Annotated in this window: 25 protein-coding genes; 12 read left to right on the top strand and 13 right to left on the bottom strand. The window is 62.0% G+C overall.

The annotated features are described in order from the left end of the window. Positions 1-153: 153 nt before the first annotated feature. Together NKI73_RS05700 and NKI73_RS05695 are read left to right on the top strand one after the other, a co-directional pair. Complete coding sequence (locus tag NKI73_RS05700) at positions 154-684, top strand: gluconate 2-dehydrogenase subunit 3 family protein (RefSeq protein ID WP_352627870.1); 531 nt, start codon at positions 154-156, stop codon at positions 682-684. A 46-nt stretch (positions 685-730) separates the two neighbouring features. Next, on the top strand, positions 731-2,302 hold the full coding sequence (locus tag NKI73_RS05695) for a GMC family oxidoreductase (protein WP_352627869.1): 1,572 nt from the start codon (positions 731-733) through the stop codon (positions 2,300-2,302). Between the two features lie 64 nt (positions 2,303-2,366). Here NKI73_RS05695 and NKI73_RS05690 read toward each other — a convergent pair whose 3' ends face one another. Next, positions 2,367-2,780 (bottom strand): hypothetical protein, encoded by a 414-nt coding sequence (locus NKI73_RS05690; RefSeq protein ID WP_352627868.1) that lies wholly within the window; start codon positions 2,778-2,780, stop codon positions 2,367-2,369. Between the two features lie 343 nt (positions 2,781-3,123). On the opposite strand from NKI73_RS05690, the gene urtA reads away from it, so the two are divergent. The 6 genes from urtA (at position 3,124) to NKI73_RS05660 (ending at position 9,361) form a co-directional block, all read left to right on the top strand. Beyond that, positions 3,124-4,404 carry an urea ABC transporter substrate-binding protein gene (urtA, locus tag NKI73_RS05685; RefSeq protein ID WP_352627939.1) on the top strand — a complete coding sequence of 427 codons (1,281 nt, stop codon included), beginning with the start codon at positions 3,124-3,126 and terminating at the stop codon, positions 4,402-4,404. A gap of 146 nt (positions 4,405-4,550) precedes the next feature. After that, positions 4,551-6,167 carry an urea ABC transporter permease subunit UrtB gene (gene urtB / locus NKI73_RS05680; protein ID WP_352627867.1) on the top strand — a complete coding sequence of 539 codons (1,617 nt, stop codon included), beginning with the start codon at positions 4,551-4,553 and terminating at the stop codon, positions 6,165-6,167. Next, on the top strand, positions 6,164-7,396 hold the full coding sequence (gene urtC / locus NKI73_RS05675; RefSeq protein ID WP_352627866.1) for an urea ABC transporter permease subunit UrtC: 1,233 nt from the start codon (positions 6,164-6,166) through the stop codon (positions 7,394-7,396). The genes urtB and urtC overlap by 4 nt, the downstream gene beginning before the upstream one ends. Positions 7,397-7,402: 6 nt before the next feature. Continuing rightward, positions 7,403-8,149: an urea ABC transporter ATP-binding protein UrtD gene (gene urtD, locus NKI73_RS05670; RefSeq protein ID WP_127263655.1), complete on the top strand. Its 747-nt coding sequence runs from the start codon at positions 7,403-7,405 to the stop codon at positions 8,147-8,149. Positions 8,150-8,218: 69 nt separating this feature from the next. Beyond that, on the top strand, positions 8,219-8,914 hold the full coding sequence (gene urtE, locus NKI73_RS05665; protein ID WP_352627865.1) for an urea ABC transporter ATP-binding subunit UrtE: 696 nt from the start codon (positions 8,219-8,221) through the stop codon (positions 8,912-8,914). Positions 8,915-9,184: 270 nt separating this feature from the next. Then, positions 9,185-9,361 carry a hypothetical protein gene (locus NKI73_RS05660; RefSeq protein WP_023759335.1) on the top strand — a complete coding sequence of 59 codons (177 nt, stop codon included), beginning with the start codon at positions 9,185-9,187 and terminating at the stop codon, positions 9,359-9,361. Positions 9,362-9,411: 50 nt separating this feature from the next. On the opposite strand, the gene NKI73_RS05655 is transcribed toward NKI73_RS05660, so the two are convergent. The 9 genes from NKI73_RS05655 to NKI73_RS05610 all read right to left on the bottom strand — a co-directional run bounded on the left by NKI73_RS05655 (position 9,412) and on the right by NKI73_RS05610 (position 18,420). Beyond that, complete coding sequence (locus tag NKI73_RS05655; protein ID WP_352627864.1) at positions 9,412-10,563, bottom strand: sensor domain-containing diguanylate cyclase; 1,152 nt, start codon at positions 10,561-10,563, stop codon at positions 9,412-9,414. 534 nt (positions 10,564-11,097) lie between these two features. Further along, the gene (locus tag NKI73_RS05645; RefSeq protein ID WP_352627863.1) at positions 11,098-11,901 is read right to left on the bottom strand and encodes a DUF72 domain-containing protein; all 804 of its coding nucleotides are present in this window, start codon (positions 11,899-11,901) and stop codon (positions 11,098-11,100) included. 42 nt (positions 11,902-11,943) lie between these two features. Beyond that, on the bottom strand, positions 11,944-12,414 hold the full coding sequence (locus tag NKI73_RS05640; protein ID WP_352627862.1) for a GNAT family N-acetyltransferase: 471 nt from the start codon (positions 12,412-12,414) through the stop codon (positions 11,944-11,946). A 35-nt stretch (positions 12,415-12,449) separates the two neighbouring features. Then, positions 12,450-15,371, bottom strand: a complete 2,922-nt coding sequence (uvrA, locus tag NKI73_RS05635; RefSeq protein ID WP_352627861.1) for an excinuclease ABC subunit UvrA — start codon at positions 15,369-15,371, stop codon at positions 12,450-12,452. A gap of 717 nt (positions 15,372-16,088) precedes the next feature. Further along, positions 16,089-16,385 carry a hypothetical protein gene (locus NKI73_RS05630; protein ID WP_352627860.1) on the bottom strand — a complete coding sequence of 99 codons (297 nt, stop codon included), beginning with the start codon at positions 16,383-16,385 and terminating at the stop codon, positions 16,089-16,091. A gap of 191 nt (positions 16,386-16,576) precedes the next feature. Beyond that, positions 16,577-17,182, bottom strand: a complete 606-nt coding sequence (locus NKI73_RS05625) for an ATP-dependent Clp protease proteolytic subunit (RefSeq protein WP_352627859.1) — start codon at positions 17,180-17,182, stop codon at positions 16,577-16,579. Positions 17,183-17,205: 23 nt separating this feature from the next. After that, complete coding sequence (locus NKI73_RS05620) at positions 17,206-17,727, bottom strand: SRPBCC family protein (RefSeq protein WP_352627858.1); 522 nt, start codon at positions 17,725-17,727, stop codon at positions 17,206-17,208. Continuing rightward, a complete protein-coding gene (locus NKI73_RS05615) occupies positions 17,724-18,038 on the bottom strand; it encodes an ArsR/SmtB family transcription factor (protein ID WP_352627857.1) in 315 nt (104 codons plus the stop codon). The genes NKI73_RS05620 and NKI73_RS05615 overlap by 4 nt, the downstream gene beginning before the upstream one ends. A 43-nt stretch (positions 18,039-18,081) precedes the next feature. Further along, a complete protein-coding gene (locus NKI73_RS05610; protein ID WP_352627856.1) occupies positions 18,082-18,420 on the bottom strand; it encodes a cupin domain-containing protein in 339 nt (112 codons plus the stop codon). Between the two features lie 262 nt (positions 18,421-18,682). Here NKI73_RS05610 and NKI73_RS05605 point away from each other — a divergent pair, with 262 nt between their 5' ends. Together NKI73_RS05605 and NKI73_RS05600 are read left to right on the top strand one after the other, a co-directional pair. Continuing rightward, positions 18,683-19,207, top strand: a complete 525-nt coding sequence (locus NKI73_RS05605; RefSeq protein WP_352627855.1) for a single-stranded DNA-binding protein — start codon at positions 18,683-18,685, stop codon at positions 19,205-19,207. 77 nt (positions 19,208-19,284) lie between these two features. Beyond that, complete coding sequence (locus NKI73_RS05600) at positions 19,285-19,716, top strand: OsmC family protein (RefSeq protein WP_352627854.1); 432 nt, start codon at positions 19,285-19,287, stop codon at positions 19,714-19,716. Between the two features lie 31 nt (positions 19,717-19,747). Here NKI73_RS05600 and NKI73_RS05595 read toward each other — a convergent pair whose 3' ends face one another. From NKI73_RS05595 to NKI73_RS05585, 3 genes are all read right to left on the bottom strand, one after another. After that, entirely contained in the window at positions 19,748-20,377 is a 630-nt protein-coding gene (locus NKI73_RS05595) for a MarC family protein (RefSeq protein WP_352627853.1), read from the bottom strand. A 102-nt stretch (positions 20,378-20,479) separates the two neighbouring features. Beyond that, on the bottom strand, positions 20,480-20,857 hold the full coding sequence (locus NKI73_RS05590) for a VOC family protein (RefSeq protein ID WP_352627852.1): 378 nt from the start codon (positions 20,855-20,857) through the stop codon (positions 20,480-20,482). A 31-nt stretch (positions 20,858-20,888) separates the two neighbouring features. Next, positions 20,889-21,422, bottom strand: coding sequence for a hypothetical protein (locus NKI73_RS05585; RefSeq protein ID WP_352627851.1), 534 nt, complete (start codon positions 21,420-21,422; stop codon positions 20,889-20,891). Positions 21,423-21,507: 85 nt separating this feature from the next. Here NKI73_RS05585 and NKI73_RS05580 point away from each other — a divergent pair, with 85 nt between their 5' ends. Together NKI73_RS05580 and gyrA are read left to right on the top strand one after the other, a co-directional pair. Then, positions 21,508-22,350, top strand: coding sequence for a helix-turn-helix transcriptional regulator (locus NKI73_RS05580; RefSeq protein ID WP_352627850.1), 843 nt, complete (start codon positions 21,508-21,510; stop codon positions 22,348-22,350). A gap of 254 nt (positions 22,351-22,604) precedes the next feature. Beyond that, positions 22,605-25,409 carry a DNA gyrase subunit A gene (gene gyrA / locus NKI73_RS05575; RefSeq protein WP_352627849.1) on the top strand — a complete coding sequence of 935 codons (2,805 nt, stop codon included), beginning with the start codon at positions 22,605-22,607 and terminating at the stop codon, positions 25,407-25,409. The last annotated feature ends 43 nt before the right edge of the window (positions 25,410-25,452 follow it).

Raw genomic sequence — 25,452 nt, 5'->3', positions numbered from 1 at the left:
ACCGGCGGGTGCGGCGCCAGCAACGGCACTCTCAACCATGTCGCCCAAAAGTGCGCAGCTGTTTTGGGACAACGACATGCACAAACAAGGTGTTGAAGCCCGTCAATCGTGACGTGCTTCAAGGAGTGCAAATAGCAAGCAGGGAGGAACAAAATGGTCACGATCTATGACGCGAAGCCTGGGCTTTCACGTCGCGAGCTTCTCAAACGCGGTGGCATCGGCGCGCTGCTGGTCATCTCCGGCAGTGCGGTCATCAGCCCCGAACATGCCTGGGGGCTGGAAACATCTGCGCTCAAGCCCGAAACCATGGCGACGCTGATCCAGATGGCGCGCGACATCTATCCGCACGATCAGGTCCCCGACAAATATTACGCCGTTGCCGTGAAGGGCCATGACGAGCAGGCCGGCAAGGACGCCGCCTACAAGGCGATGATCGAAGACGGCATCGCCGACCTCGACAAGAAGTCCGGTGACGGAGGCTATCGGGGCCTCGGCTGGGAGGACCAGCGCGTCGGCGTGCTGAAGCAGATCGAGGCGACGCCGTTCTTCCAGGCCATTCGTGGCGGCCTCGTCGTCAGCCTCTACAACCAGAAAGAGGTGTGGCCGATCTTCGGCTACGAGGGCGAGTCCTATTCCAAGGGCGGCTACATCGCGCGCGGTTTCGACGACATCGAGTGGCTCTGAGCCCCGTCGTTCCCGAACCCGCAAACAGAAATCATGGGAGGAAACCATGGCAGCTTCATTTGACCTGAACAACGACGGCGTGGTCGTCATCATCGGCTCGGGCGCCGGCGGCGGCACGCTCGGCAACGAACTCGCCCAGAAAGGTGTCGACGCCGTCATCCTGGAAGCGGGTGCGCGCCACGAATACGAGGATTTCATCAACGACGAATGGGGTTCGTTCAGCCAGCTCGCCTGGACGGACAAGCGCACGACATCCGGTGACTGGCGTGTGGCCAAGGATTTTCCGAACCTGCCGGCCTGGATCGTCAAGTCGGTCGGCGGTTCGACCACGCATTGGGCCGGAGCCTCGCTGCGCATCCAGGAGCATGAGTTCAAGACGCTGTCGACCTATGGCAAACTGGAAGGCGCCAACCTGCTCGACTGGCCGATCACGCTGGCCGAGATGGAGCCCTACTATGCCAAGGCCGAAGCCAAGATGGGCGTTACCGGCACCAATGACTGGCCGAGGCTGCCGGGCAACAACAATTTCAAGGTGTTGAAGGCCGGCGCCGACAAACTCGGCTACAAGGAATGCCACACCGGCAACATGGCGATCAACTCGGTCGATCGCGACGACCGCATGTCCTGCCAGCAGACCGGCTTCTGCTTCCAGGGCTGCAAATGGGGCGCCAAATGGTCGACGCTCTACACCGAAATCCCCAAGGGCGAGGCGACAGGCCATCTTGAGGTCAGGCCGAACGCCATGGCGATCAAGATCAACCACGACGCTAGCGGAAAGGTGACGGGCGTCGTCTATGCCGACAAGGACGGCAAGCTGCAGGAACAGAAAGCCCGCGTCGTCGCGGTCGCCGGCAACTCGATCGAGAGCCCGCGGCTGCTGCTCAATTCGGCGTCGGGCAAATTCCCCGATGGTCTCGCCAACTCGTCGGGGCAGGTGGGCAAGAACTACATGCGTCACACCACCGGCTCGGTCTACGCCATCTTCGACAGACCGGTGCACATGTATCGCGGCACCACCATGGCCGGCATCATCCGCGACGAGGCACGCCACGACCCGTCGCGTGGTTTCGTCGGCGGCTACGAATTCGAGACGCTGTCGCTCGGCCTGCCGTTCATGGCCGCCTTCCTCGATCCGGGCGCCTGGGGCCGCTCGTTCACCACCGCCCTCGACCACTACGACCACATGGCCGGCCTGTGGATCGTCGGCGAGGACATGCCGCGCGCGGAGAACCGCATCACGCTGCATGCCGACGAGAAGGACGCGCACGGCATGCCGATCGCCGACGTGCATTTCGACGACCACCCGAACGACACCGCGATGCGCAACCACGCCTACAAGCAGGCCACTGCGCTCTATGCGGCGGTCGGCGCCACGCGCACCTTCCCGACGCCACCCTATCCGTCGACCCACAATCTCGGCACCAACCGGATGAGCGAAAAAGCGGAAGACGGCGTCGTCAACAAGCACGGCCAGGCGCACGACATCAAGAACCTGTTCGTGTCGGATGGCAGCCAGTTCACGACCGGTGCGGCGGAAAACCCGACCCTGACGATCGTGTCGCTGGCAATCCGCCAGGCGGATTACATCGCCGCGCAGATGTCAGCCAAGACGATCTAGTCACATCCTCCCGACGGCCTGCTGGCGCGGATCCCACAAGGTTCCGCGCCTTTTTCTTGCCGTCTCATTGTTTGGTGCAGGTCGAGGCGGTGAAAGCGCCGTCGGGCTGCTTCATGATGATGTCGAAGGAGGGTGGGGCCTGGCCGTCCAGCGTTGCCTGGGTCAGCGACAGCGAGTTGCCACCGGCGGTATAGCCGCCCAAAGGCCCCAGCCAGGAGATCACGCCGTTTGCATCCATTTGATAGTTGTACCCCTGCTGCGCGGTCCCGAAGACGCCGAGGCCGGTGTAGAATGGGCCGCTGTAGACGTTCCCCTTGATGGTGATGTCGCCGAGGTTGAGGAACATGCCAAGCAGATACACTTCGCAGTGATAGGTGCCGTCGGGCATCTTGCCGTCGCTGAAGTCGGCTCGGGCCGCCCCGGTTGCTGCCGCCAGAAGCAATATGCCGAAAAAAATGCGTGAAATGCCTGAAACCATGACGTCGCTCGTTTGAGAAGCGAGATTGCCCTATTTTTGCGTCGCGCCGCAACATCGGTCGTCGGTGATCCGCCTGCGAAGACCAAAATCTAGGCACTTGGTAAAATTGGGCGAAAATTAGGCAATCACCCCGCGCACTGCGCAAATTTCTCTCAATCAATTTTTAACCGGCTTTCTTTGTTTTTATAAGCCTAATATTTCAACACACTGATAAGGCTGGATTATTCGTCTCCCCTTGGCGTCGCCAAAGCGATTGGCATGGGGGTTGCATTGTAGTGTCGCGGTGCAATCAACCAGCTTGGGAGTCTGTCATATGAGGGGTAATTTCTCGACAATAACAAAGATGTTTTCGGCGAGCGTGGTTGCCGCCGGCCTGTTGATCTCCGCGCCCGCCAAGGCGGCCGACGACACCATCAAGGTCGGCATTCTCCATTCGCTGTCGGGGACAATGGCGATTTCGGAGACGACGCTGAAGGACGCGATGCTGATGCTCATCGACGAGCAGAACGCCAAGGGCGGCCTGCTCGGCAAGAAACTCGAGGCGGTCGTCGTCGATCCTGCTTCCAACTGGCCACTGTTCGCCGAAAAGGCACGCGAGCTGATTTCGAAGGACAAGGTCGCGGCGGTGTTCGGCTGCTGGACCTCGGTGTCGCGCAAATCGGTGCTGCCGGTGTTTTCCGAACTCGACAACATCCTGTTCTACCCCGTCCAGTATGAGGGCGAGGAGAGCGAGCGCAACGTGTTCTACACCGGTGCGGCGCCGAACCAGCAAGCCATCCCGGCCGTCGACTACCTGATGAGCGAGGACGGCGGTTCGGTGAAACGCTGGGTGCTGGAAGGCACGGACTACGTCTATCCGCGCACCACCAACAAGATCCTCGAAGCCTACCTGAAGGCCAAGGGTGTCGCGCCGGAAGACATCTTGGTCAACTACACGCCGTTCGGCTTCTCCGATTGGCAGACCGAAGTGTCGGCCATCAAGAAGTTCGGTTCGGCTGGCAAGAAGACCGCCGTCGTCTCGACCGTTAACGGCGACGCCAACGTGCCGTTCTACAAGGAACTCGGCAACCAGGGCATCAAGGCCGAGGACATCCCGGTCATGGCCTTCTCGGTCGGCGAAGAAGAGCTTGCCGGTCTCGACACCGCGCCGCTGGTCGGCCATCTCGCCGCCTGGAACTACTTCGAAAGCATCGACACGCCTGAGAACAAGAAGTTCATCGCCGACTGGCACAAGTTCATCAAGAACGACAAGCGCACCACCAACGACCCGATGGAAGCCCATTACATCGGCTTCAACATGTGGGTGAAGGCGGTCGAGAAGGCCGGCACCACCGATCCGGACAAGGTCATCGACGCCATGATCGGGGTTTCGGTGCCGAACCTGACTGGCGGCTATTCGACGATGATGCCGAACCACCACATCACCAAGCCGGTGCTGATCGGTGAAATCCAGGCCGATGGCCAGTTCGAGACAGTGTCGCGCACGCCGGGCCTCGTGATGGGCGACGAATGGTCCGACTACCTGCCTGACTCCAAGGACCTGATCTCCGATTGGCGCGCGCCTCTGTCGTGCGGCAACTTCAACGTTGCCACCGGCAAGTGCGGCGGCAAGGGAACGAACTGATCCTCCCAGGTCTGACCTGGTCTGGACCACCAGGTCCATGACCTCGGTCTGGACCACCGGGTCCATGACCTAAGACCGCGCGCGTCCGGACGGTTTCCTCCGCCGTCCGGACGCCCAATTCAACCTTCAAGGATCGCCTCAAGCCGATGAACCCATTCCCTGCGATTGGCCTGACATTGCTGTTCCTGCTGGCGACGCTGTCGTCATTGGGCGCTGGCGAAGCCGATCTGCGTGGCATCATCGCCAAATTCGCGACGGCCAAGGGTTTTTCGGAGACCGGAGCCGTCGTCCACGAACTGGCGGGCACCGGCGACCCGGCAGTCGAACGGCCACTTGCGGCGCTCGCCGACGGCAACCTCTATGTCCGCAAGGCCGATTCCCTGGTGTTTACCGGCAAGGAAGCGGGCGAGAGCGTCCAGCTTTTCGACCCGTTGAGCGGCGAGGCATCGGGCGAGGCGGCCAAGGACGACATCACCAAGATCAAGGTCAACAACACGCTGCGCCGCGCCATCCGCGATGCGCTGGGCACGCTGACGCTTGGCGCCAAGGACCCGACTGTCCGCATTGCCGCCGCCGACACCATGTTCAAGACACCCGACGCCGCAAACATCGAGCCGCTCGACACCGCGATCGCCATTGAGACCGTGGCCAGCGTCAAGGCTCTTCTCGAACAGGCTCGTGCCGCCTCCGTGCTGGTCTCCGATCGGCCGGATACCGATAAGCTCGCTGCCATCTCGCTGATCGGCGCGCGGGGCGACCGTGATGCGGTCTCGCTGCTGACCTCGGTCGAGGCGAACTCCTCGGATGCGGTCAAGCAAGCGGCCACGGGCGCGATCGCCACCATCAATTCGACCCTGGCCGTCTGGGATGCCGGCCAGAACATCTGGTACGGCATTTCGCTGGGCTCGGTGCTGCTGCTGGCGGCGATCGGGCTTGCCATAACCTTCGGCGTCATGGGCGTCATCAACATGGCGCATGGCGAGATGGTCATGCTCGGCGCCTACACGACCTTCGTCGTCCAGCAAGTGGTCCGTACGTCTTTTCCGGACTTGTTCGACTGGTCACTGGTCATTGCACTGCCGCTCGCCTTCCTCGTCTCGGCTCTGGTTGGTCTGATCATCGAGCGCGGCGTCATCCGCTTCCTCTACGGGCGGCCGCTGGAAACATTGCTGGCGACATGGGGCGTTTCGCTGATCCTGCAGCAGGCCGTGCGCTCGATTTTCGGGCCGACCAACCAGGAGGTCGGCAATCCCTCCTGGATGTCGGGCTCGTTCAATGTCGGCCAGCTTGCGATCACCTGGAACCGGCTGTGGATCCTGGTTTTCGCGCTCACCGTGTTCGCCGTGCTGCTTTACGTGATGAAGCGCACGCCCTGGGGCTTGCAGATGCGCGCCGTCACCGCCAACCGGCGCATGGCCGCCTCGATGGGCATCAGGACGCCTTGGGTCGACGCGCTGACTTTTGCCTTGGGGTCAGGCATTGCCGGCATCGCCGGTGTGGCGCTCAGCCAGATCGACAACGTCTCGCCCAATCTCGGACGCGGCTACATCATCGACAGCTTCATGGTCGTCGTCTTCGGCGGCGTCGGCAATCTGTGGGGTACGCTGGTCGGTGCCTTCTCGCTCGGCATCGTCAACAAGTTCCTTGAGCCCTATGCCGGCGCCGTGCTCGGCAAGATCGTGGTGCTGGTCCTCATCATCCTGTTCATCCAGAAGCGCCCGCGCGGCCTGTTCGCGCTCAAGGGCAGGGCGGTGGAAGCATGATCACCGGACGCTTCTTCGCCGCCGGCGCGGACCGCCGAATCGCCATCACGGTTCTCATCCTGCTGGCGGTGGCTATCATCGTGCCGCTGCTTAATCTGGCGGTCACGCCGACGAGCGCGTTCTACATCCCGTCCTATATCGTGGCGCTGACCGGCAAATATCTCTGCTACGCGCTGCTCGCCTTGGCGCTCGACCTTGTCTGGGGCTATTGCGGCATCCTTTCGCTCGGCCACGGCGCTTTCTTCGCGCTCGGCGGCTATGCGATGGGCATGTATCTGATGCGCCAGATCGGCTCGCGCGGCGTCTACGGCAATCCCATCCTGCCTGATTTCATGGTGTTCCTGAACTACAAGGAATTGCCGTGGTTCTGGTATGGCTTCGACCATTTCTGGTTTGCCGGCCTCATGGTGCTCGCGGTGCCCGGCGTGCTCGCTTTCGTCTTCGGCTGGTTTGCCTTCCGCAGCCGTGTCACCGGCGTCTATCTCTCCATCATCACCCAGGCGATGACGTACGCGCTGCTGCTTGCCCTTTTCCGCAACGACATGGGTTTCGGCGGCAACAACGGCCTGACCGATTTCAAGGACATTTTGGGCTTCAACGTGCAAGCCGACGCGACGCGTTCGGCGCTGTTCGCGGCCAGCGCGGTGATGCTCGCACTCGCCGTTTTCGTCACCTGGGCAATCGTCGGTTCCAAATACGGCAAGTTGCTGATGGCGGTGCGCGACGCCGAGAGCCGCACGCGCTTCCTCGGCTGGCGGGCGGAGAACGTAAAATTGTTCGCCTTCACCATCTCGGCAGTCATGGCCGGTATAGCCGGCGCGCTCTACGTGCCGCAGGTCGGCATCATCAATCCGGGTGAGTTCGAGCCGGCCAATTCGATCGAAGTCGTCGTGTGGGCCGCCGTTGGCGGTCGCGGCACCATTGTCGGACCGATCATCGGTGCGCTGCTGGTCAATGCCGGCAAATCCTGGTTCACCGGCGTGCTGCCGGAATTCTGGCTGTTTGCATTGGGTGGGCTGTTCGTCGCCGTCACGCTTTTGCTGCCCAAGGGCTTCATCGGCATGTGGGATTCCTGGCGTGGCAACGCCAAGGCGCTGCGGGCAGCCTCGATTGCCGAGGAAGCCGGCACCGATGTCGACGTTCCGCCGCCGACGAAAATCGTTCGCAGCGAGGCGAGAACGCCCGGCGACTGGTCCGCGACCAGCCCCGAACCGCAGCCGGCGGAGTGAGCGACCATGTCGAAGTCGAACACGATCCTCTATCTCGACGGCGTCTCGGTCTCCTTCGATGGCTTTCGTGCCATCAACAATTTGTCGCTGGTGCTCGACAAGGGCGAGATGCGCGCCATCATCGGTCCCAACGGCGCCGGCAAGACGACGATGATGGACATTGTCACCGGCAAGACGCGGCCCGACGAGGGCGAGGTTTTCTTCGACGGCCAGGTGGATCTCACCAAGCATGACGAAGCTGAGATCGCCATGATGGGCATCGGCCGCAAATTCCAGAAGCCGACCGTCTTCGAAAGCCACACGATCGAGGAAAACCTGATGCTGGCGCTGAAGGGGCCGCGCTCGATCTTCCCGGCACTGTTTCATCGCCGCTCGGCCGCCGAGACGCGGCAGATCGACGACATTCTCGGCATCATCCGGCTTGGCGACAAGCGTAACGAACTGGCGGCAAATCTGAGCCATGGACAAAAGCAGTGGCTCGAGATCGGCATGCTGCTTGCGCAGGATCCGAAGCTGCTTCTGGTCGACGAGCCGGTCGCCGGCATGACCGATGCCGAGACCGAGGAAACCGCGCGGCTGCTGAAGGATATTGCGCGTGACCATTCGGTCATCGTCGTCGAGCACGACATGCATTTCGTGCGCGAACTCGGCGTCAAGGTAACCTGCCTGCACGAGGGCTCGGTGCTGTCGGAAGGCACACTCGATTTCGTTTCGGCCGACGAGCGCGTCGTCGAAGTTTATCTGGGGAGATGAGCATGGTGTGGCGGGTTCAATTCCATCATTTCGATCTGTCCCTCCTCAGGTTCTGGAGAAGGCGCTGACATGCTCGAAATTTCCAATGCCACGCTGCACTACGGCGCCGCCCAGGCGCTGCGCGGCGTGTCGATGAAGGCCGGCGCCGGCAAGATTACTTGCGTGCTCGGCCGCAACGGCGTCGGCAAGACCAGTTTGATGAGATCGATCGTCGGCCACCACCGGCTGACGAGCGGAAGCGTTGCCTTCGAGGGGAAGGCGCTCGACCGGAGCGCGGCGTATGACCGCGCCCGGTCGGGCATCGCATTCGTGCCGCAGGGCAGGGAGATCTTTCCGCTGCTCACTGTACGGGAAAATCTCGAATCGGGCTTCGCGCCGCTGAAGCGGGCCGACCGCAACATTCCGGCGCATGTCTTCGAATTGTTCCCGGTGCTGAAGCAGATGCTCGGCCGCCGTGGCGGAGACCTTTCCGGCGGCCAGCAGCAGCAGCTCGCTATTGGCAGGGCCCTGGTGATGCGGCCGAAGCTGCTGGTGCTCGACGAGCCGACGGAAGGCATCCAGCCGTCGATCATCAAGGATATCGGCCGTGCGATCCGCTATTTGCGCGACCAGGCCGGCATCGCCGTGCTTCTGGTCGAACAATATCTCGATTTCTGCCGCGAGCTTGCCGACGAGGTCAACATCATGGACCGGGGCCTGATCGTCCATACCGGCCCGGCGGAAGATTTAGACCGTGCTGATGTACGCAAGTTCCTGACGGTGTAGAATCGACGCTGGACTTCAGTTGACGATCCGAAGTCCTTGGCAAGTCCAATATTTCTCCGATCCAGCCATCTGCGTCACTGGTGCACCATAGACTGCGTGCTAGTCTTTCGCAGGGCTTTTGTGAGTCGGCCGCTTCCGTATCAGTCTGGTTCATCGCAGATCGAGGGCGCGGCTAGCACCGGGCAAGTTTCACGCAAGCAAGGCTTCCTAGCTTCCCTCCTGCGATCTTTGTCGTTCAACGCGTTTGGGCACTCAGGCCAAGGGACAGCCATGGAACGTTATGTCGAGGACTACCAGAAGCGGCGGCTTACCGAGCGCGTCGACATCATCACCGCCATCAACATCTTGAAGTCCCAAGGCTACGGCCACGACGACCTGATCGAGGAAATCACCAAGGTCTTCTATGTCGACCTGGATGCCTTCAATGAAATCGTCATGGCGGCATAAGAGCCGCGTTCGCCCGTCCCGATCGTAGCTATGGCATCGATGCGCGTGGACTAACCCGCGCGCCGGAATGCCGAGGCGGTGACGCGGTTGCGGCCGCCGCGCTTGGCGACGTAGAGCGCCTTGTCGGCGGCGCTGAGCACCTTGTCGAAGCTGAGGCCCTCTTTGGTGCCGAAGGCAAAACCGGCACTGACCGTGCATATCAGCGAGCCGGTCTCGGTTTCGATGCGACGCGCGGCGAAAGCTGCCCGTATGGCTTCTGCGGTGGCTTCCACCGTTTCGGGCAAGGTCCGCTTCAGCACAAGCGCGAATTCCTCGCCGCCCATGCGCGCGGCGACGTCGGCCGGGCGAAGGTTGCCGGCGAGGTCCCTGGCGAACACCCTCAGCACTTCATCGCCGGCGGCATGGCCGAATTCGTCGTTGATGGCCTTGAAGCCGTCGAGGTCGAACACCACCACGGCCGTGAAGGCGCCGACCGGCGCATTGCCATGCAGGTCGAACAGGGCACGGCGATTGAGAAGGCCGGTCAGCGGATCAGTCAGCGCGTTGCGGCGATGATGCCTGGCCAGGCGCCCCTGATTGAGAGCCAGGGAAAGCGCTCCGATGCCGGTCATGCTGGCGATGACGATGATGAGGCTGAGTTCCTCGGCCCAGTTGCTGGGCGCATGCCCAAGGATCAGCTTTCCATCCCACGCAAGAACCATGGCGCACAGAACGAAGGACGTGGCCGTGGCCGAATAGAGTGTGGTGATGCCGATCGTCAGGGCAGGGGCTTCGTCGCGGCCTTTCCAGTATTCGAACGCCGTTGCGAACAGAAGCAATGCGGCCAAGGCGTTTTCGAGCATGAAGCCCAGCCCGTCATAGCCAAGAGCCATAGGAGGCAACGTCACGGCCAGCGAAATGGCGCCGCCAAGCACCGTTCGCGGCATTGGCGACCCGCCGGTTCTGAACTGATAGGCAGCGCCCAGCATGGTCGAGAAGCCAAGCAGGAGCAGGGCAAGGGTCGTGATGCCGAGCAGGCGCCCAGGCATGTCGATATAGGCGTCATAGGCAAAAATGTCGCCGACCACGAACATCAGGCTGACCGCCCATGTCAGCAGGAATTTCTCCGAGCGAGCGGTCAGCCACATGCCGAACAATGTCAGGCTCAGGCAGGCGGCGGAAAACCCGACAGCCAACAGAAGTGAAGTGTAGTCGAGCGACATGCCCCTCGTCCTTGCCCTCGGCGGCCCAGATCGGCGACTTGGCCAAGCTGGATTCATGCAGCAAGGAGGTATCGATAAGGTTACGACCGTGGCGAAGATGCCATGATTCCGCTGCGTCAGAAGAGCGCCGACAACAACAGCAGGGCTAGGCCGACCCCCATCATCAACAGGCCTGGCCAATTCTGCGACAAGCCGAGGAAACTGAGCCCCCGCCGGCGTGGCTCGAGCGTCGGGCCTGGTGTTGCGAGGTTTGGCATCGGGCGATCCGGAACTACAGGCGCAGGATCGCTAAGCCGCCCGCGCCAGAGGACGGCGCCTGCCATGTACACAACGCCGGCGACAGTAAGCAATGCACCGAAGAGGATGACAGCCATTTGTCCTTGCCCTTCTTCAAGCTCCTGCATCGATGCAGGAGCTTGCGGGATCGGTGGCCAGGCGTTCGCGATGTCGCACGCATCGCCGCCTGCCAGGATAGAACGATCAAGGCGTCGTGCAGGTTCCAACAACAAGGTAAGGTGCCGGGTAGAGGCCGCTTTAATTCACTCGCTTCATCAGCGCCATGGCGCCGAACGGCGCGCGCACCTTGCCTTCGGTGATGAAGTAGACGAACACGTCGCGCGGCTGGACCGGTGCATCGGTAGCGGGGTCGGCACGCCGCAGGTCGGCCGGCTGCTTGCCCTCCGCCCAGACCTTTGCTCGCGCCGCCCATTCATCAAGGGCCTTTGGCGTGTAGCAATCGGGATTGTCGTCGCTGCCGGTCTGCAGCCGTGCATAGACGAAATCACCGGTAACGTCGGCGATGTCGGGGTATTTGGCATGGTCGGCATAGACGATCGCGACCTTGTATTTGCGCACCAGCGCTACGAATTCCGGCACGACAAAACTGTCGTTGCGCACCTCGACCGCGTGGCGCAACGCGACGGCGTCCTGCTTTTCCGGGAGCAGTTTCAAAAAAGCTTCGAAATCGTCCGGATCGAACTTTTTCGTCGGCGCGAACTGCCACAGGATCGGCCCGAGCTTTTCGCCGAGCGCGGTCACGCCCGAGCCGAGGAAGCGCATCATCGATTCGCCGGCCTCGCCGAGCACGCGCCGGTTGGTGACGAAGCGGTTGCCTTTCAACGCATAGACGAAACCGTCCGGCGCCTCGCTTGCCCATTTGACGAAGGTCGGCTCCTTGAAGCTGGAATAATAGGTGCCGTTGACCTCGATGCTCGGCACCTGCCGAGTGGCGTAGTTCAGCTGCTTGGCCTTGGAAAGCTTGTCGGGATAGAAGGACGTATCCCACGGCTCGAACGTCCAGCCGCCCATGCCGGCGCGGATTGTTCCCGATGTGCTCATTGTCATCCTCCCAATTCAAAAGCCTGGCTGAATTCAGAAAAGTCAGCTCGTCGTGGTTCCGTCGACCGGTTTTGCCATGTCGACGAGCACCCAGCCTGGCCGATAGGGATTGGGCCGGCGACCCGTTTCTCGATAGCCGTAAGCGAAATAAAGCGCGATGTTCCGCTCCATCCTGGCGTTGGTGTAGAGCCGCACCTCGGGCAGGCGCCACAAGCGCGTCTGCTCATCCGCGTGTTTCAGCAGGGCGATGCCGAACCCTTTGCCTTGAAATCCTGGTGCGACGGCGACGGAGAAGATCATCGCGTGATCGTCATGCCGCTCCAGCGTGATCGCTCCGGCCAGTTCGTCGTCGCTGTCCAGAAGCCAGACCTCGCCACGCGCGATGCGCGGCGCATAGTCCTCGGTGACCGGGATCGGCTGTGCGCCGAACAGGGCGGTGTAAGGCGCGTAGGCGGTTTCGGTCAGCGTGACGATTGTCTGGAGATCACCAGCCCGCGCCCTTCTGATTGTCATTCAAAAGCTCTCCCAGGCGCTAACCGGTCCGATCATCACTCCGCCGCTTCGCGCTTGCCTCCGGGGCGCCGCTCCAGCAGCTCCTTGAGGAACTGACCGGTGTAGCTGCGCTTCTCGCGCACGATTGCTTCCGGTGTGCCCGACGCCACTAACTCGCCGCCGCCGTCGCCGCCTTCGGGGCCGAGGTCGAGCACCCAGTCGGCGGTCTTGATCACTTCGAGATTGTGCTCGATGACCACCACCGTGTTGCCCTGGTCGACAAGTTCATGCAGCACTTCCAACAGTTTGGCGACGTCGTGGAAATGCAGGCCGGTGGTCGGCTCGTCCAGGATGTAAAGTGTCTTGCCGGTCGCCTTGCGCGACAGTTCCTTGGCGAGCTTGATGCGCTGCGCTTCGCCACCCGACAGCGTCGTCGCCTGCTGGCCGATATGGATGTAGCCGAGGCCGACCTGCTTCAGCGTATCGAGCTTGTCGCGCACGCCGGGCACCGCGGCGAAGAAATCGACGCCTTCCTCGACGGTCATGTCGAGCACGTCGGCGATCGACTTGCCCTTGAACAGGACATCGAGCGTCTCTCTGTTGTAGCGCTTGCCGTGGCAGACATCGCAGGTGACGTAGACGTCGGGGAGGAAATGCATCTCGATCTTGATGACGCCGTCGCCCTGGCAGGCTTCGCAGCGGCCGCCCTTGACGTTGAACGAGAAGCGGCCGGGCTGATAGCCACGCGCCTTGGCCTCGGGCAGGCCGGCGAACCAGTCGCGGATCGGCGTGAAGGCGCCGGTATAGGTGGCGGGATTGCTGCGCGGGGTTCGTCCGATGGGCGACTGATCGATATCGATGACTTTGTCGAGGAATTCGAGACCCTCGATGCGGTCATGATCGGCCGGGTGCTCGCGCGAGCCCATGATGCGGCGCGAGGCGGCCTTGAACAGGGTCTCGATCAGGAAGGTCGACTTGCCGCCGCCCGACACGCCGGTGACGGCGGTGAAGGTGCCGAGCGGGATTTCGGCGGTGACGTTCTTCAGGTTGTTGCCGCGCGCACCGACGATTTTCAGGCGCCGGTTTTTCTTCGCCTCGCGGCGCACGCCAGGCGTCGCCACTTCGAGCGCGCCCGACAAATATTTGCCGGTGATCGAATTGGGATTGGCCATGACCTGCTGCGGCGTGCCCTGGGCGATGATCTCGCCGCCATGGATGCCGGCGGCCGGGCCCATGTCGACGACGTAGTCGGCATGCAAAATGGCGTCCTCGTCATGCTCGACGACGATCACCGTGTTGCCGATGTCGCGCAGGTGCTTGAGCGTATCGAGCAGGCGCGCATTGTCGCGCTGATGCAGGCCGATCGACGGCTCGTCCAGCACATAGAGCACGCCGGTGAGGCCGGAGCCGATCTGTGATGCCAGCCGGATGCGCTGGCTTTCGCCGCCCGATAGCGTGCCGGAATTGCGCGACAAAGTGAGATAGTCGAGTCCGACATCGTTGAGGAAGCGTAGCCGCTCGCGGATCTCCTTCAAGACCCGAACCGCGATCTCGTTCTGCTTGTCGTTAAGCGACGCAGGCAGGTCGGTGAACCACTGGTCGGCCTTGCGGATGGAAAGCTCGGTGACTTCGCCGATGTGCTTGCCGGCGATTTTTACGGCCAGCGACTCGGGCTTCAGGCGGTAGCCCTTGCAAACCGGGCAGGGCGTGGCCGACATGAAACGCTCGATTTCTTCGCGCATCCAGGCGGATTCGGTCTCTTTCCAGCGGCGCTCGAGATTGGGAATGACGCCTTCGAAGGTTTTGGTGGTCTTGTAGGAGCGCAGGCCGTCATCATACTGGAAGGTGATCTCACGCTCGCCGGTGCCGCGCAGGATGGCTTCCTTTGCCTCTTCGGTCAGGTCTTTGAACTTGTCGCCGAGCTTGAAGCCATAGGCCTTGCCGAGCGCTTCCAGTGTCTGCGAGTAATAGGGCGAGGTCGACTTGGCCCACGGGCTGACGGCGCCGTCGCGCAGCGAGATGTTTTCGTCCGGCACGATCAGATTGCCGTCGATGGCGCGCTGGCTGCCGAGGCCGTCGCAGGTCGGGCAGGCGCCGAACGGGTTGTTGAACGAGAACAGGCGCGGTTCGATTTCCGGAATGGTGAAGCCGGAGACCGGGCAAGCAAATTTTTCCGAGAACAGGATGCGCTCATGCGTCTCGTTCTTCGACTTGTTGACCGAATCCTCGCCGGTCTGGCTGGAATCGAGCGGCTTGTCGGCGAATTCGGCTACCGCCAACCCATCGGCCAGCTTCAGCGCGGTTTCGATGGAGTCGGCAAGCCGTGTCGCCAGATCGCCGCGCACGACGATACGGTCGATGACGACGTCGAGGTCATGCTTGTACTTCTTGTCCAGCGCCGGCACGTCGGCGATTTCATAGAAGACGCCATCGACCTTGACGCGCTGAAAGCCCTTCTTCTGCAGCTCCAGCAGTTCCTTGCGGTACTCGCCTTTGCGGCCGCGCACCATCGGCGCCAGGATGAACAGGCGGGTGCCTTCCTCGACCGCCAGCACGCGGTCGACCATCTGCGAAACTGTCTGGCTCTCGATCGGCAGGCCGGTGGCCGGCGAATAGGGAATGCCAACGCGCGCAAACAGCAGGCGCATGTAGTCGTAGATCTCGGTGACGGTGCCGACCGTCGAACGCGGGTTCTTCGAGGTGGTCTTCTGCTCGATCGAGATGGCAGGCGACAGGCCGTCGATCTGGTCGACATCCGGCTTCTGCATCATTTCGAGGAATTGCCGTGCGTAGGCCGAAAGGCTTTCGACATAGCGGCGCTGGCCTTCGGCATAGATGGTGTCGAAGGCAAGCGACGACTTGCCGGAACCCGACAGGCCGGTCATGACAATCAGGCTGTCACGCGGCAGGTCGAGATCGACATTCTTCAGATTGTGTTCGCGCGCCCCGCGAATGGAAAGATATTTATGGTCGGCCATCGCCGGTCGCCGCCTCAGAATCTGGAATTTCCTGGAATGGCGGGTTTTCCCAACCATCCCCTATGTAGGTAGTTTTACCGCTACGTCGAGAGACGCCACAATTCCCGACAAAAGCGTTTAAGCGTCTTTCGCGTGAACGGGCAAGCAGAAAGAACAAAGACCGAACACGCTCCTGACAAAGCTGTGCAAAAACTGACTTGCACGTAACCTCCCGGCGATCACATTTTTCGGTAACCGGCTATTGAAGCTTGACGGGCGCCTGCTCCTGGAGGCAAGCTTCGGCAGTCAACGAAGCCGGCCGTCTTTCGATGGTCTCGCCGCCCGGAGGCGGCCTGCGAGACGCCGCAGGCATTAGCGATTTGTGCTTCGGACGACAACGTCGCAATGGACAAAAAGGAGCGGAGCTATGACGCCACCGGATCGTCCCACAGGGTTCCAGTTGTTACTGGAGCGGCGGCAGGCATAAGTGCCAGGGTTTAGCGTCTGCGCCACCCGACAAACCGTGACCTGCCATACCCCGTAAAAATCAGAGACTGAAGTCGGATCGTCGGCTGACGCCGCGTTGCATCCGAAATCAAATGCCGGCAGTACGCCCCCGGTAGAAGTTGGATTTGAGATCCAAAAAGGCCCCGTCCGTTTGCGCAAGGCACGGCGGGGCCGCTTTATGTGCGAATTGTCTTGTTGGCGATATGCCAGCGCAGCACGCCGGCACCACTATCAGTGGCGCGGCTGCCCGATTGAGCCGACGCCGACATCGACGGTGATGCTGCCGGAAATCCTGACATCCGTATCGCCGATCTTGAACTGGCCGTTGCCGTTGCCGGGAAATGCATCATCGGGTTCGGGCTGAGGAGTCGGCCTGGCGATGCGATAATCGCCGGCCACGCCGGGCAGGGCGCCTTTCCGCGCCTGCGCCGAGCCGTCGCCGGCGAAGGCTGTGCCGCTCGAGAGACACGCGAGCGCTAGAATGGCGATGACACGGTACAATGTTCTGGGCGGATGAGTGTCGGTCATCCCAGGATTATAGTGGCGTGCCGGCGATGGGACCAGACCGGCATCGTCAAATCGTCCAAAGCGTGTCGTGTTTCGAGAACGGATTCAGGCGATGCGTTTTAGGCCTTTGTTTTTATGCATATCATTCTCCCAAAACCAGGCCACTTTGGGCGACCACTTGAGCGCCGGCGGGAGTGCGATCCGGCCCACTTTTATGCCGCCTTTTTGCGCGTGTCGAAAACGTGGTCGACGATGCCCCAGGCCTGGGCCTCGCGGGCGGTCATGAAGTGGTCGCGGTCCAGCGTGCGTTCGACCTCCTCATAGGTGCGGCCGCAATGCTGCGCATAGAGTTCGGCCATGTGCCGTTTCGTCTGGATGATGCGCTCGGCATGGCGCTGGATGTCGGAGGCCTGGCCCTGGAACCCGCCCAGCGGCTGATGCAGCAGGATGGTGGCGTTCGGCAGCGAGATACGACGCCCCGGTGTGCCCGCCATCAGCAGGAAAGAACCCATCGAGGCGGCAAAGCCCATGCACACGGTGGACACCGGGCAGCTGATATATTGCATCGTGTCGTAGATGGCGAAGCCGCTGGTCACCACACCGCCCGGCGAGTTGATGTAAAGCGAGATCTCCTTGTCTGGATTGTCCGATTCCAGCGACAGCAACTGCGCGCAGACCAACGCCGAGATGTCGTCGTTGATCTCGCCATTGATGAAGACAATGCGTTCGCGCAACAGCCGCGAAAAGATATCGAAGGCGCGTTCGCCGCGGCTCGATTGCTCGATTACCATCGGCACCAGACTGGCAACACCGCTCATGATCTTCTCTCCATTGTCCTTGTTCAGGCTGCACGCAGCAAGCGGCGAGGTGTGTTCGCGGCGATTGGCTTGCGTGAACCGTTTGCGTCGAGCGAAAGCCGGCAGCTGGTGCCCGCCATGGCGACCGCGGGCATTGCCTTGCGGGCGAAGCCGTCATGAACGATGCGCAAATGGGTGCCGCCGGAAACGGTTCGGGCAAGTGTGAAGGTGACAATGCTATCCAATGGGCTGTCCAATGGGCTGTCGAGGCGATCCTGCCGCGCGGCGTCGCCTGGCTGCTCCCGCCAGGAATAGCGCAGCAGCTTCTCCGGCTCGGCGTCGAGGACTTCGCATTCGATCGGTGCCTCTGGCCCGGCGAAGGCAAAACGATTGCCGGTCTCCGGCTTGATGTCGTTCGGCATCATCCAGGCGGCGAGCAGCTCCGGCACGGTCAGGGCCCGCCATACCTTCTCCGGCGGCTCGGCAAGGTCGCACTCGAACTCGATCGCATCGGGAGAGATTTCACGATGGTTTTGGTCGGCCTTCATCGATCGAACGTTCGTCATTGGTCCATATCCTTCAAAACCGCCTTCAGTCTTTCGATGCGTTCCGGCCAGAAGGTCCGGTAGCGTTCGATCCAGGAGAGCAGGGGGGCGAGCCCCTGCGGGTCGGCGCGGTAAAAAGCGTTGCGGCCGGCACGCCGTTCGACCACCAGGCCGGCGCCGCGCAGCACCGCCAGATGCTGCGACACCGCCGGTTGCGACACCGTCATGCCGGTGCGCAATTCCGATACCGTCATTTCACCAGCGGCGAGCCGCTCAAAGACAGCGCGGCGCGTCGGATCGGCCAGGGCGCGGAAAATCTCTGCTTCGATCATGACAAAAGCATAAGTCGATACTTATCGATTTGGCAAGCGCTGTTTACGAAATTGCCGGAAGCCAGCGCTTCACCACTCCCGCAGGTCCATCAAACGTCGCCTCGAAGATCGGCGACGCAAGCACGGCATGGATGTGAAGCTGCTTGGAACCGACGTTCCGGAAACCGTGTTTCCTGTTCGCGGGAACAACGAGAGACTGTCCCGATGTCAGGACGCTGCGCTCATCGTCGATCCACATCTCGGCCTTGCCTGCGATGACCGTGAGCACTTCCTCGACTGGATGCCAATGCGTTGGGGCACCGACCGTGGTCTCGACCCATTGCTCGAATATGCAAAGTTGCGTTGCGCCGTTGCTGGCTGACACGTGCATACGCGTTTCCACGCCTGCTCGCCATTGCTCGCGCTGCTGGTCCTCATGTGCAACTGATTTCATTTCGATCCCCCCGATCCGTTCCCGATGTCGTGGAAATTCCAGGCCGAAACACTACATGATGCCGACAAACATTGACAGAACAGCGTCTACTCTATAGAACGAAAAGGGAACAAAAAACCTTGTGGGAAAAGCCAGCCTTAGCAGGCGGCTGACGTCCGCAGCCTGTAAGGTGCTGCGACAAAAATTGGTTTCGGATGAGCGGAGAAATATCATGGCGGGTAGCGTCAACAAGGTCATTCTGGTCGGCAATCTCGGTGCGGACCCTGAAATTCGCCGGCTGAACTCGGGCGAGCCGGTCGTCAACATCCGCATCGCGACGTCGGAAAGCTGGCGCGACAAGAATTCCGGCGAGCGCAAGGAAAAAACCGAGTGGCACAACGTCGTCATCTTCAATGAGGGCATCGCCAAGGTGGCGGAGCAGTATCTGAAGAAGGGCATGAAGGTCTATGTCGAGGGCCAGCTGCAGACGCGCAAATGGCAGGACCAGACCGGCGCCGACAAGTACACGACGGAAGTCGTGCTGCAGAAATTCCGTGGCGAGCTGCAGATGCTCGACGCACGCGGACAGGGTGAGGGCGGCCAGGTCGGCGGCTATGCCGGTGGTGGCAGCAGCCGTGGTTCCGATTTCGGCCAGTCCAGCCCGAGCGAAGGCTTCAATCGCGGCGGCGGCGGTGGTGCCAAGAGTGGCGGCGGTGGCGGTTCGTCGCGCGAACTGGACGACGAAATCCCGTTCTGAGCGAACGGACCGGTATCAAGATATGATCGGCACGCAGCGCGCGCCGATCAATTGATTTCAGCGGAAAGACGTATCACGTGAAAGCGCGCGTCAAGTGGGTCGAGGAACGCACCTTCGTCGGCGAGTCGGGTAGCGGCCACAAGGTCGTGCTCGGAACCGCGCCCGGACCGGAAGGCAGGACGCCGGGCCCGAGCCCGATGGAACTGGTGCTGATCGGAACCGGCGGCTGTTCGGCCTATGACGTGGTGCATATCCTCGAAAAGGGCCGCGAGGCGGTCGAGGATTGCGTCGTCGAACTCGACGCCGACCGGGCCGAAACCGAGCCCAGGGTGTTCACGCGCATCCATATGCATTTCGTGGTCAAGGGCCGGGCGCTGTCGCCCGACAAGGTCAAGCGGGCGATCGATCTTTCGATCGAAAAATACTGCTCGGCTTCGGCGATGCTGGCCAAAACCGCTACGATCACTCACGACTTCGAAGTGATCGATACGGGGGTGAATAGGCAGTAGGCAGTAGGCAGTAGGCAGTAGAAACTGCCGTTCAGCCCGCCATCAGCGCCTTGATGCCATCGGCGACGAACTGCACGGCAAGTGCGGCCAGGATGACGCCGAGCAGCCGGGTCAGGATCGAGCGGCCGGTTTGGCCGAGGATGCGGTCGATGCGTTCCGACAGCACGAACACCAGATAGGTTATGGCGAGGCAGACGAAGATGATGCCGACCAAGGCCGCCTGGGCTGCAAATCCTGGAAACGAACCGGACAAAAGCACCGTTGCCGAAATGGCGCCGGGACCGGCGATCAGCGGGATCGCCAGCGGGAAGGCGGCGATGTTGTGGATCATGTCCTTGGTGATGGCGACGTCGCCGATCTTCTCCTTGCGGTCCTGCCGGCGCTCGAACACCATTTCGAATGCGATGAAGAACAGCAGGAAGCCACCAGCGACGCGGAAAGCCGGCAGCGTGATGCCGAACACCGACAGGATCGAGGCGCCGGCAACCGCAAACAGCGCCATCACCAGGAAACCGATGATCGAGGCACGGACGGAAACCTGCTGGCGCTCCTCGCGGTTCATGCCGCGCGTTACGGCCAGGAACAGCGGCGCCAGGCCAGGCGGATCGATGGTCACGAGAATGGTGACGAAGGCGTTGAACAGGCTGTCGAAACTCGGCATCTCTGACCCCTCCCGCCGGGCCGAGCCCGTACCAGGATATTGGTAGAGCAAAGCCCGGTCGGTGGGAACAGTCAGGACCGCGAAACTGAGGACTTCGACGGATTAGCCGGCAGCGTCGCAATAGGCCTCGATGCGATAGCCGTCCGGATCGACGACAAAGGCGGCATAGTAGTTTTCGCCATAGTCGGCGCGCAGACCCGGCGCGCCATTGTCGATGCCGCCTTCACGCAACGCGCCGGCATGGAAAGTGTCGACGCTGCCCCGCGTCGGTGCGGCGAAGCAGAAATGCAGGCCGGATTTTTCGTCTGAAGGCACAGGCCGTGCCGCTTCGTTGACCCATAGCGCGACGCCCTGAGTTCCATAGCCCAACGAACCCGGCGACTGGCTGAGACAGCTGTAACCAAGCGGCTTCAACGCCGCATCGTAGAAGCGCTTGGAGGCGGCGGTGTCGCGGACGCCGATCGAGATATGATCGAACATGGTTTTCTCCATTGTTACAACGGTTTGGGCACTAGTCTGCAGATTGACGACGCGCCAGGAATTCGACTTCGAGGTGCCAGTCCGCGCCGTCGTGCGAGCGCTCGCCGAGCCAGCGGAAGCTGTCTTCGGTGATGCGCGAAAAGCTCCAGCGCACCGAAGAGCCGGTGCCGTCGGCGCCGACTTGCACGATCGTGTCGCCCTCGGCGCGGCCGAGCTGGCGGCTGAAATACTGGTTGCGCGGATCGCTCCAGAAGATGTGCCAGGCGTCGGCGCCGGGATCATAGACACGCAGCGTCGTGCCATAGAACGTCCAGGCGCCGAGCGAGGGCGAGGGGCCGGCGTTACGCGCGGGCAGGATCCAGACGTCCTGGATCGCCCGGCCTTCCAGCACCCAGCCGAAATGCACCTCGCCACGCCCGGTCAGCACGGTGCCGTCCTCGAGGTGGCGCGAGGCATCGAACGTCCAGGCACCGGCGAAGCGCCCGTAGAGGTTCAGTTTTTCGGCGAGCCCGTTGATAGGTCCGGGACTGTGCAAGGCTTCGGCAAAGGAGGATTGGTCAAACATGGTTCAACTCTCTTCTTGTCAGGAGGCCGGGAAGACTAGGCGGTGACGGGGTTCTGGGCTTGGGAAAAATTGCTATATTTCGGCCATGACAGCGACAACGCATACGCTTGCATCCGGCCCGGGCTGGCGCGTGACGGACGTGATCTGCACGGCCGGTGCCGGCGATCGGCCGTTCGAGGAAGCACATCAGGATTTCTGCGTCGCCGCCGTCACCAGCGGCACGTTTCGCTACCGCGCGCAACAAGGCACGGCGATGCTGGCGCCCGGTGCCCTCCTGCTCGGCAATTCCGGCACATGCTATGAATGCGGGCATGAACATGGCAGCGGCGACCGTTGCCTGTCGTTTCATTTCGGACCGTCCTACATGGAACGGATCGTGGCTGGCGTGCCGGGCGCCAGGAAGCTGGCCTTCGCCACGCCGCGCCTGCCGCCTTTGCCGGTGCTGGCGCCACTGCTGGCCGACGCGGAGGCCGCGCGCGAGACTGCTGACATAGATGCCTTCGAGGAACTTTCCCTGCGCATAGCCGGTGCTGCCGTGACCGCTGCCGCCGGAACCACGCATGTCAGGCGCGCGCCGAGCCGCCGTGACCAGAAACGGGTCGCCGGAGCGGTGCGGCGGATCGAGCTGGCTGCCGACGGGCCGGTCTCACTTTCAGCGCTTGCCGATGAGACTGCGACCAGCCCTTACCATTTCCTGCGCGTTTTCCGGCAGGTCGCGGGCATGACGCCCTATCAGTTCCTGCTCAAGACGCGGCTGCACAGGGCAGCGGTGCGGCTGCACATGTCGGATGAGGCGGTCTCGGCGATCGCCTTCGAGGCCGGCTTCAACGATCTGTCGACCTTCAACCGCCGGTTTCGTCGTGTCATGGGCGAAACGCCCGGCAAGTATCGCGCCCGCCGTGGCGCAATGGGCGTTCGCGTCTCGTGAATCGGCTCAGGTGCTCGCGAGGGCAGCCACAGGGGTCCAATCCATCGCGCTCGTGGCTTTCGCTCAGGGAAAACGTCCATTGCAGGCTTTTGCGTCGATGGCAGCGAAACCGCCTTGGCCATATCGTCGCAATCAGCGGTATCCATTTGAAATTACCACCAAAAATGACACTGGAAAAGTGCCTGACATGTTGGAGTTTCGGCCTTGCTTCCTATATAAGCACCGAGTGATTCCTGATTAGATTGTGATCCGATTTGACCGACCAGAAGACACCGCGCGGCGCCGACGGCGGCCCCACCGGCATCGAGCCGATATCCATCGTCGAGGAGATGCAGCGTTCCTATCTCGATTACGCCATGAGCGTGATCGTCAGCCGTGCGCTGCCCGACGTACGCGACGGCCTGAAGCCGGTGCATCGCCGCATTCTCTTCGCCGCCCATGAGAGCGGCTACCACTGGAACCGCAAATATGTGAAGTCGGCACGTCCGGTCGCCGACGTGATGGGTAAATACCATCCGCATGGCGACGCTTCCATCTATGACGCCTTGGTGCGCATGGCGCAGGACTGGTCGCTGCGCGTGCCGCTGATCGACGGACAGGGCAATTTCGGCTCCATCGACGGCGATCCGCCGGCGGCGATGCGCTACACGGAAGCGCGGCTGACCAAGGTCGCGCACGAGCTTTTGGAGGATATCGACAAGGATACCGTCGATTTCCAGGACACTTATGATGCGTCGGGCAGTGAACCCAAGGTTCTGCCGGCACGGTTCCCCAACCTTCTGGTCAACGGCTCGGGCGGCATCGCCGTCGGCATGGCGACCAACATCCCACCGCACAATCTCAGCGAAATCTGCAACGGCGCGATCGCCCTCATCGACAATCCGGCGATCGACCTGCCGGCGCTGATGGAAATCATTCCGGGGCCGGATTTCCCGACCGGCGGCATCGTGCTTGGCCGTTCCGGCATCTACAGCGCCTATGCGACCGGCCGCGGCTCAATCGTCATGCGCGGCAAGGTCAACATCGAACAGCGCGGCAATGACCGTGAATCGATCATCATCACCGAAGTTCCCTACCAGGTGAACAAGTCGTCGATGATCGAGAAGATGGCCGAACTGGTGCGCGACAAGCGCATCGAAGGCATTTCCGACATCCGCGACGAAAGCGACCGCCAGGGCTACCGGGTCGTCATCGAGCTGAAGCGCGACGCAGTTGCCGACGTCATCCTCAACCAGCTCTACCGTTTCACGCCGCTGCAGACCTCTTTCGGCGCCAATGTGGTGGCGCTGAATGGCGGCAAGCCGGAAGTGATGAACCTGACCGATATGCTGAAGGCGTTCGTCGCCTTCCGCGAGGAGGTGATCACCCGGCGGACGAAATTCCTGCTGCGCAAGGCGCGCGACCGCGCCCATGTGCTGGTCGGTCTCGCCATCGCCGTTGCCAATATCGACGAAATCATCAAGCTGATCCGCACCGCGCCGGATCCGCAGACGGCACGCGAGCAGTTGATGGAGCGGCGCTGGCCCTCCGGCGACGTCGAGTCGCTGATCCTTCTGATCGACGATCCGCGCCATCGCATCAACGAGGACGGCACCTACAATCTGTCCGAGGAGCAGGCGCGCGCCATCCTCGAATTACGCTTGCAGCGCCTGACAGCGCTCGGCCGCGACGAAATCGCCGACGAGTTGAACACGATCGGCGCCGAAATCATTGATTATCTGGACATTCTGTCGTCCCGAGCGCGTGTCCAGCAGATCGTCAAGGACGAGCTTGCCGCTGTGCGCGACGAGTTCGGCACACCGCGCCGCACCGAACTCACCGATGGTGGGGCGGACATGGAAGACGAAGACCTGATCCAGCGCGAGGACATGGTCGTGACGGTGAGCCATTCCGGCTACATCAAGCGCGTGCCGCTATCGCTCTACCGGGCGCAGCGCCGCGGCGGCAAGGGCCGCTCGGGCATGTCGACCAAGGAAGAGGATTTCGTCACCCGGCTGTTCGTCGCCAACACGCATACGCCGGTGCTGTTCTTTTCCTCGCGCGGCATCGTCTACAAGGAAAAGGTCTGGCGGCTGCCGATCGGCAATCCGCAGTCACGCGGCAAGGCGCTGATCAACATGCTGCCGCTCGAGCAGGGCGAGCGCATCACCACCATCATGCCGCTGCCCGAGGACGAGACCAGCTGGGGCGAGCTCGACGTGATGTTCGCCACCACGCGCGGCACCGTGCGCCGCAACAAGCTTTCCGACTTCGTCCAGGTCAACCGCAACGGCAAGATCGCCATGAAGCTGGAGGAGGAGGGCGACGAGATCCTCGGCGTCGAGACCTGCACCGACAATGACGACGTGCTTCTGACCGCCAGTTCCGGTCAGTGCATCCGCTTCTCGGTCGGCGACGTGCGCGTCTTCCAGAGCCGCAATTCTGTCGGCGTGCGCGGCATCACCATGGCCGAGACCGACCGCATCATCTCGATGTCGGTAATCGAGAACGTCGATGCGCCGCCGGCCGAGCGCGCAGCCTATCTCAAGCGGGCGGCGGCCGAACGGCGGCTTGTCGCCGGAATCGCTGCCGGCGAGGAGGAAGAGATCGCGCTGACCAACGAAGAGGTCGGCGAGGAGACGGAGCTTTCCGACGAACGCTACGAGTTCCTTAAGGCACACGAGCAGTATGTGCTGACGGTGACCGAATATGGCTACGGCAAGCGCTCTTCGTCCTATGACTTCCGGCTGACCGGACGCGGCGGCAAGGGCATTCGTGCCACGGATGTTTCGAAAGTTGCCGAGATCGGCAGGCTGGTGGCGACCTTCCCGGTCGGTAGTGACGACCAGATCATGCTGGTTTCGGACGGCGGCACCGTCATCCGGGTGCCGGTCAACGGCATCCGTTTCGCCAGCCGCGCCACCAAGGGCGTGACCATCTTCAACACGGCTGAAGGTGAAAAGGTGGTTTCGGTCGAGCGGATCTCTGAGCCGCAATCGGATGAGGAAATCGAAGAGACCGTTGAGGGCGGCGCTGATGTCGCTCCGGCGCCTGACGCCGGTCCTGAGGGTGCGGAGTAAGACCGGCACCCAGGTTTTGACATAGCAACGCCGGCTAATCGGC

Source organism: Mesorhizobium sp. M0496 (assembly GCF_040321205.1).
Taxonomy (GTDB): domain Bacteria; phylum Pseudomonadota; class Alphaproteobacteria; order Rhizobiales; family Rhizobiaceae; genus Mesorhizobium.
The sequence above is the reverse complement of the archived record's forward strand: the minus strand, read 5'-3'. Positions and strand labels throughout refer to the sequence as shown.

Bases quoted from the DNA above. Each gene is read 5' to 3' on its own strand.
- urtB (WP_352627867.1), top strand. From the start codon at position 4,551: ATGAACCCATTCCCTGCGATTGGCCTGACATTGCTGTTCCTGCTGGCG.
- NKI73_RS05700 (WP_352627870.1), top strand. From the start codon at position 154: ATGGTCACGATCTATGACGCGAAGCCTGGGCTTTCACGTCGCGAGCTT.
- NKI73_RS05620 (WP_352627858.1), bottom strand. From the start codon at position 17,727: ATGACGAACGTTCGATCGATGAAGGCCGACCAAAACCATCGTGAAATC.
- uvrA (WP_352627861.1), bottom strand. From the start codon at position 15,371: ATGGCCGACCATAAATATCTTTCCATTCGCGGGGCGCGCGAACACAAT.
- NKI73_RS05580 (WP_352627850.1), top strand. From the start codon at position 21,508: ATGACAGCGACAACGCATACGCTTGCATCCGGCCCGGGCTGGCGCGTG.
- NKI73_RS05615 (WP_352627857.1), bottom strand. From the start codon at position 18,038: ATGATCGAAGCAGAGATTTTCCGCGCCCTGGCCGATCCGACGCGCCGC.
- NKI73_RS05645 (WP_352627863.1), bottom strand. From the start codon at position 11,901: ATGAGCACATCGGGAACAATCCGCGCCGGCATGGGCGGCTGGACGTTC.
- NKI73_RS05605 (WP_352627855.1), top strand. From the start codon at position 18,683: ATGGCGGGTAGCGTCAACAAGGTCATTCTGGTCGGCAATCTCGGTGCG.
- urtC (WP_352627866.1), top strand. From the start codon at position 6,164: ATGATCACCGGACGCTTCTTCGCCGCCGGCGCGGACCGCCGAATCGCC.
- NKI73_RS05690 (WP_352627868.1), bottom strand. From the start codon at position 2,780: ATGGTTTCAGGCATTTCACGCATTTTTTTCGGCATATTGCTTCTGGCG.
- NKI73_RS05660 (WP_023759335.1), top strand. From the start codon at position 9,185: ATGGAACGTTATGTCGAGGACTACCAGAAGCGGCGGCTTACCGAGCGC.
- NKI73_RS05695 (WP_352627869.1), top strand. From the start codon at position 731: ATGGCAGCTTCATTTGACCTGAACAACGACGGCGTGGTCGTCATCATC.
- NKI73_RS05625 (WP_352627859.1), bottom strand. From the start codon at position 17,182: ATGAGCGGTGTTGCCAGTCTGGTGCCGATGGTAATCGAGCAATCGAGC.
- NKI73_RS05585 (WP_352627851.1), bottom strand. From the start codon at position 21,422: ATGTTTGACCAATCCTCCTTTGCCGAAGCCTTGCACAGTCCCGGACCT.
- NKI73_RS05590 (WP_352627852.1), bottom strand. From the start codon at position 20,857: ATGTTCGATCATATCTCGATCGGCGTCCGCGACACCGCCGCCTCCAAG.
- NKI73_RS05655 (WP_352627864.1), bottom strand. From the start codon at position 10,563: ATGTCGCTCGACTACACTTCACTTCTGTTGGCTGTCGGGTTTTCCGCC.
- urtD (WP_127263655.1), top strand. From the start codon at position 7,403: ATGTCGAAGTCGAACACGATCCTCTATCTCGACGGCGTCTCGGTCTCC.
- NKI73_RS05630 (WP_352627860.1), bottom strand. From the start codon at position 16,385: ATGACCGACACTCATCCGCCCAGAACATTGTACCGTGTCATCGCCATT.
- urtE (WP_352627865.1), top strand. From the start codon at position 8,219: ATGCTCGAAATTTCCAATGCCACGCTGCACTACGGCGCCGCCCAGGCG.
- urtA (WP_352627939.1), top strand. From the start codon at position 3,124: ATGTTTTCGGCGAGCGTGGTTGCCGCCGGCCTGTTGATCTCCGCGCCC.
- NKI73_RS05640 (WP_352627862.1), bottom strand. From the start codon at position 12,414: ATGACAATCAGAAGGGCGCGGGCTGGTGATCTCCAGACAATCGTCACG.
- NKI73_RS05595 (WP_352627853.1), bottom strand. From the start codon at position 20,377: ATGCCGAGTTTCGACAGCCTGTTCAACGCCTTCGTCACCATTCTCGTG.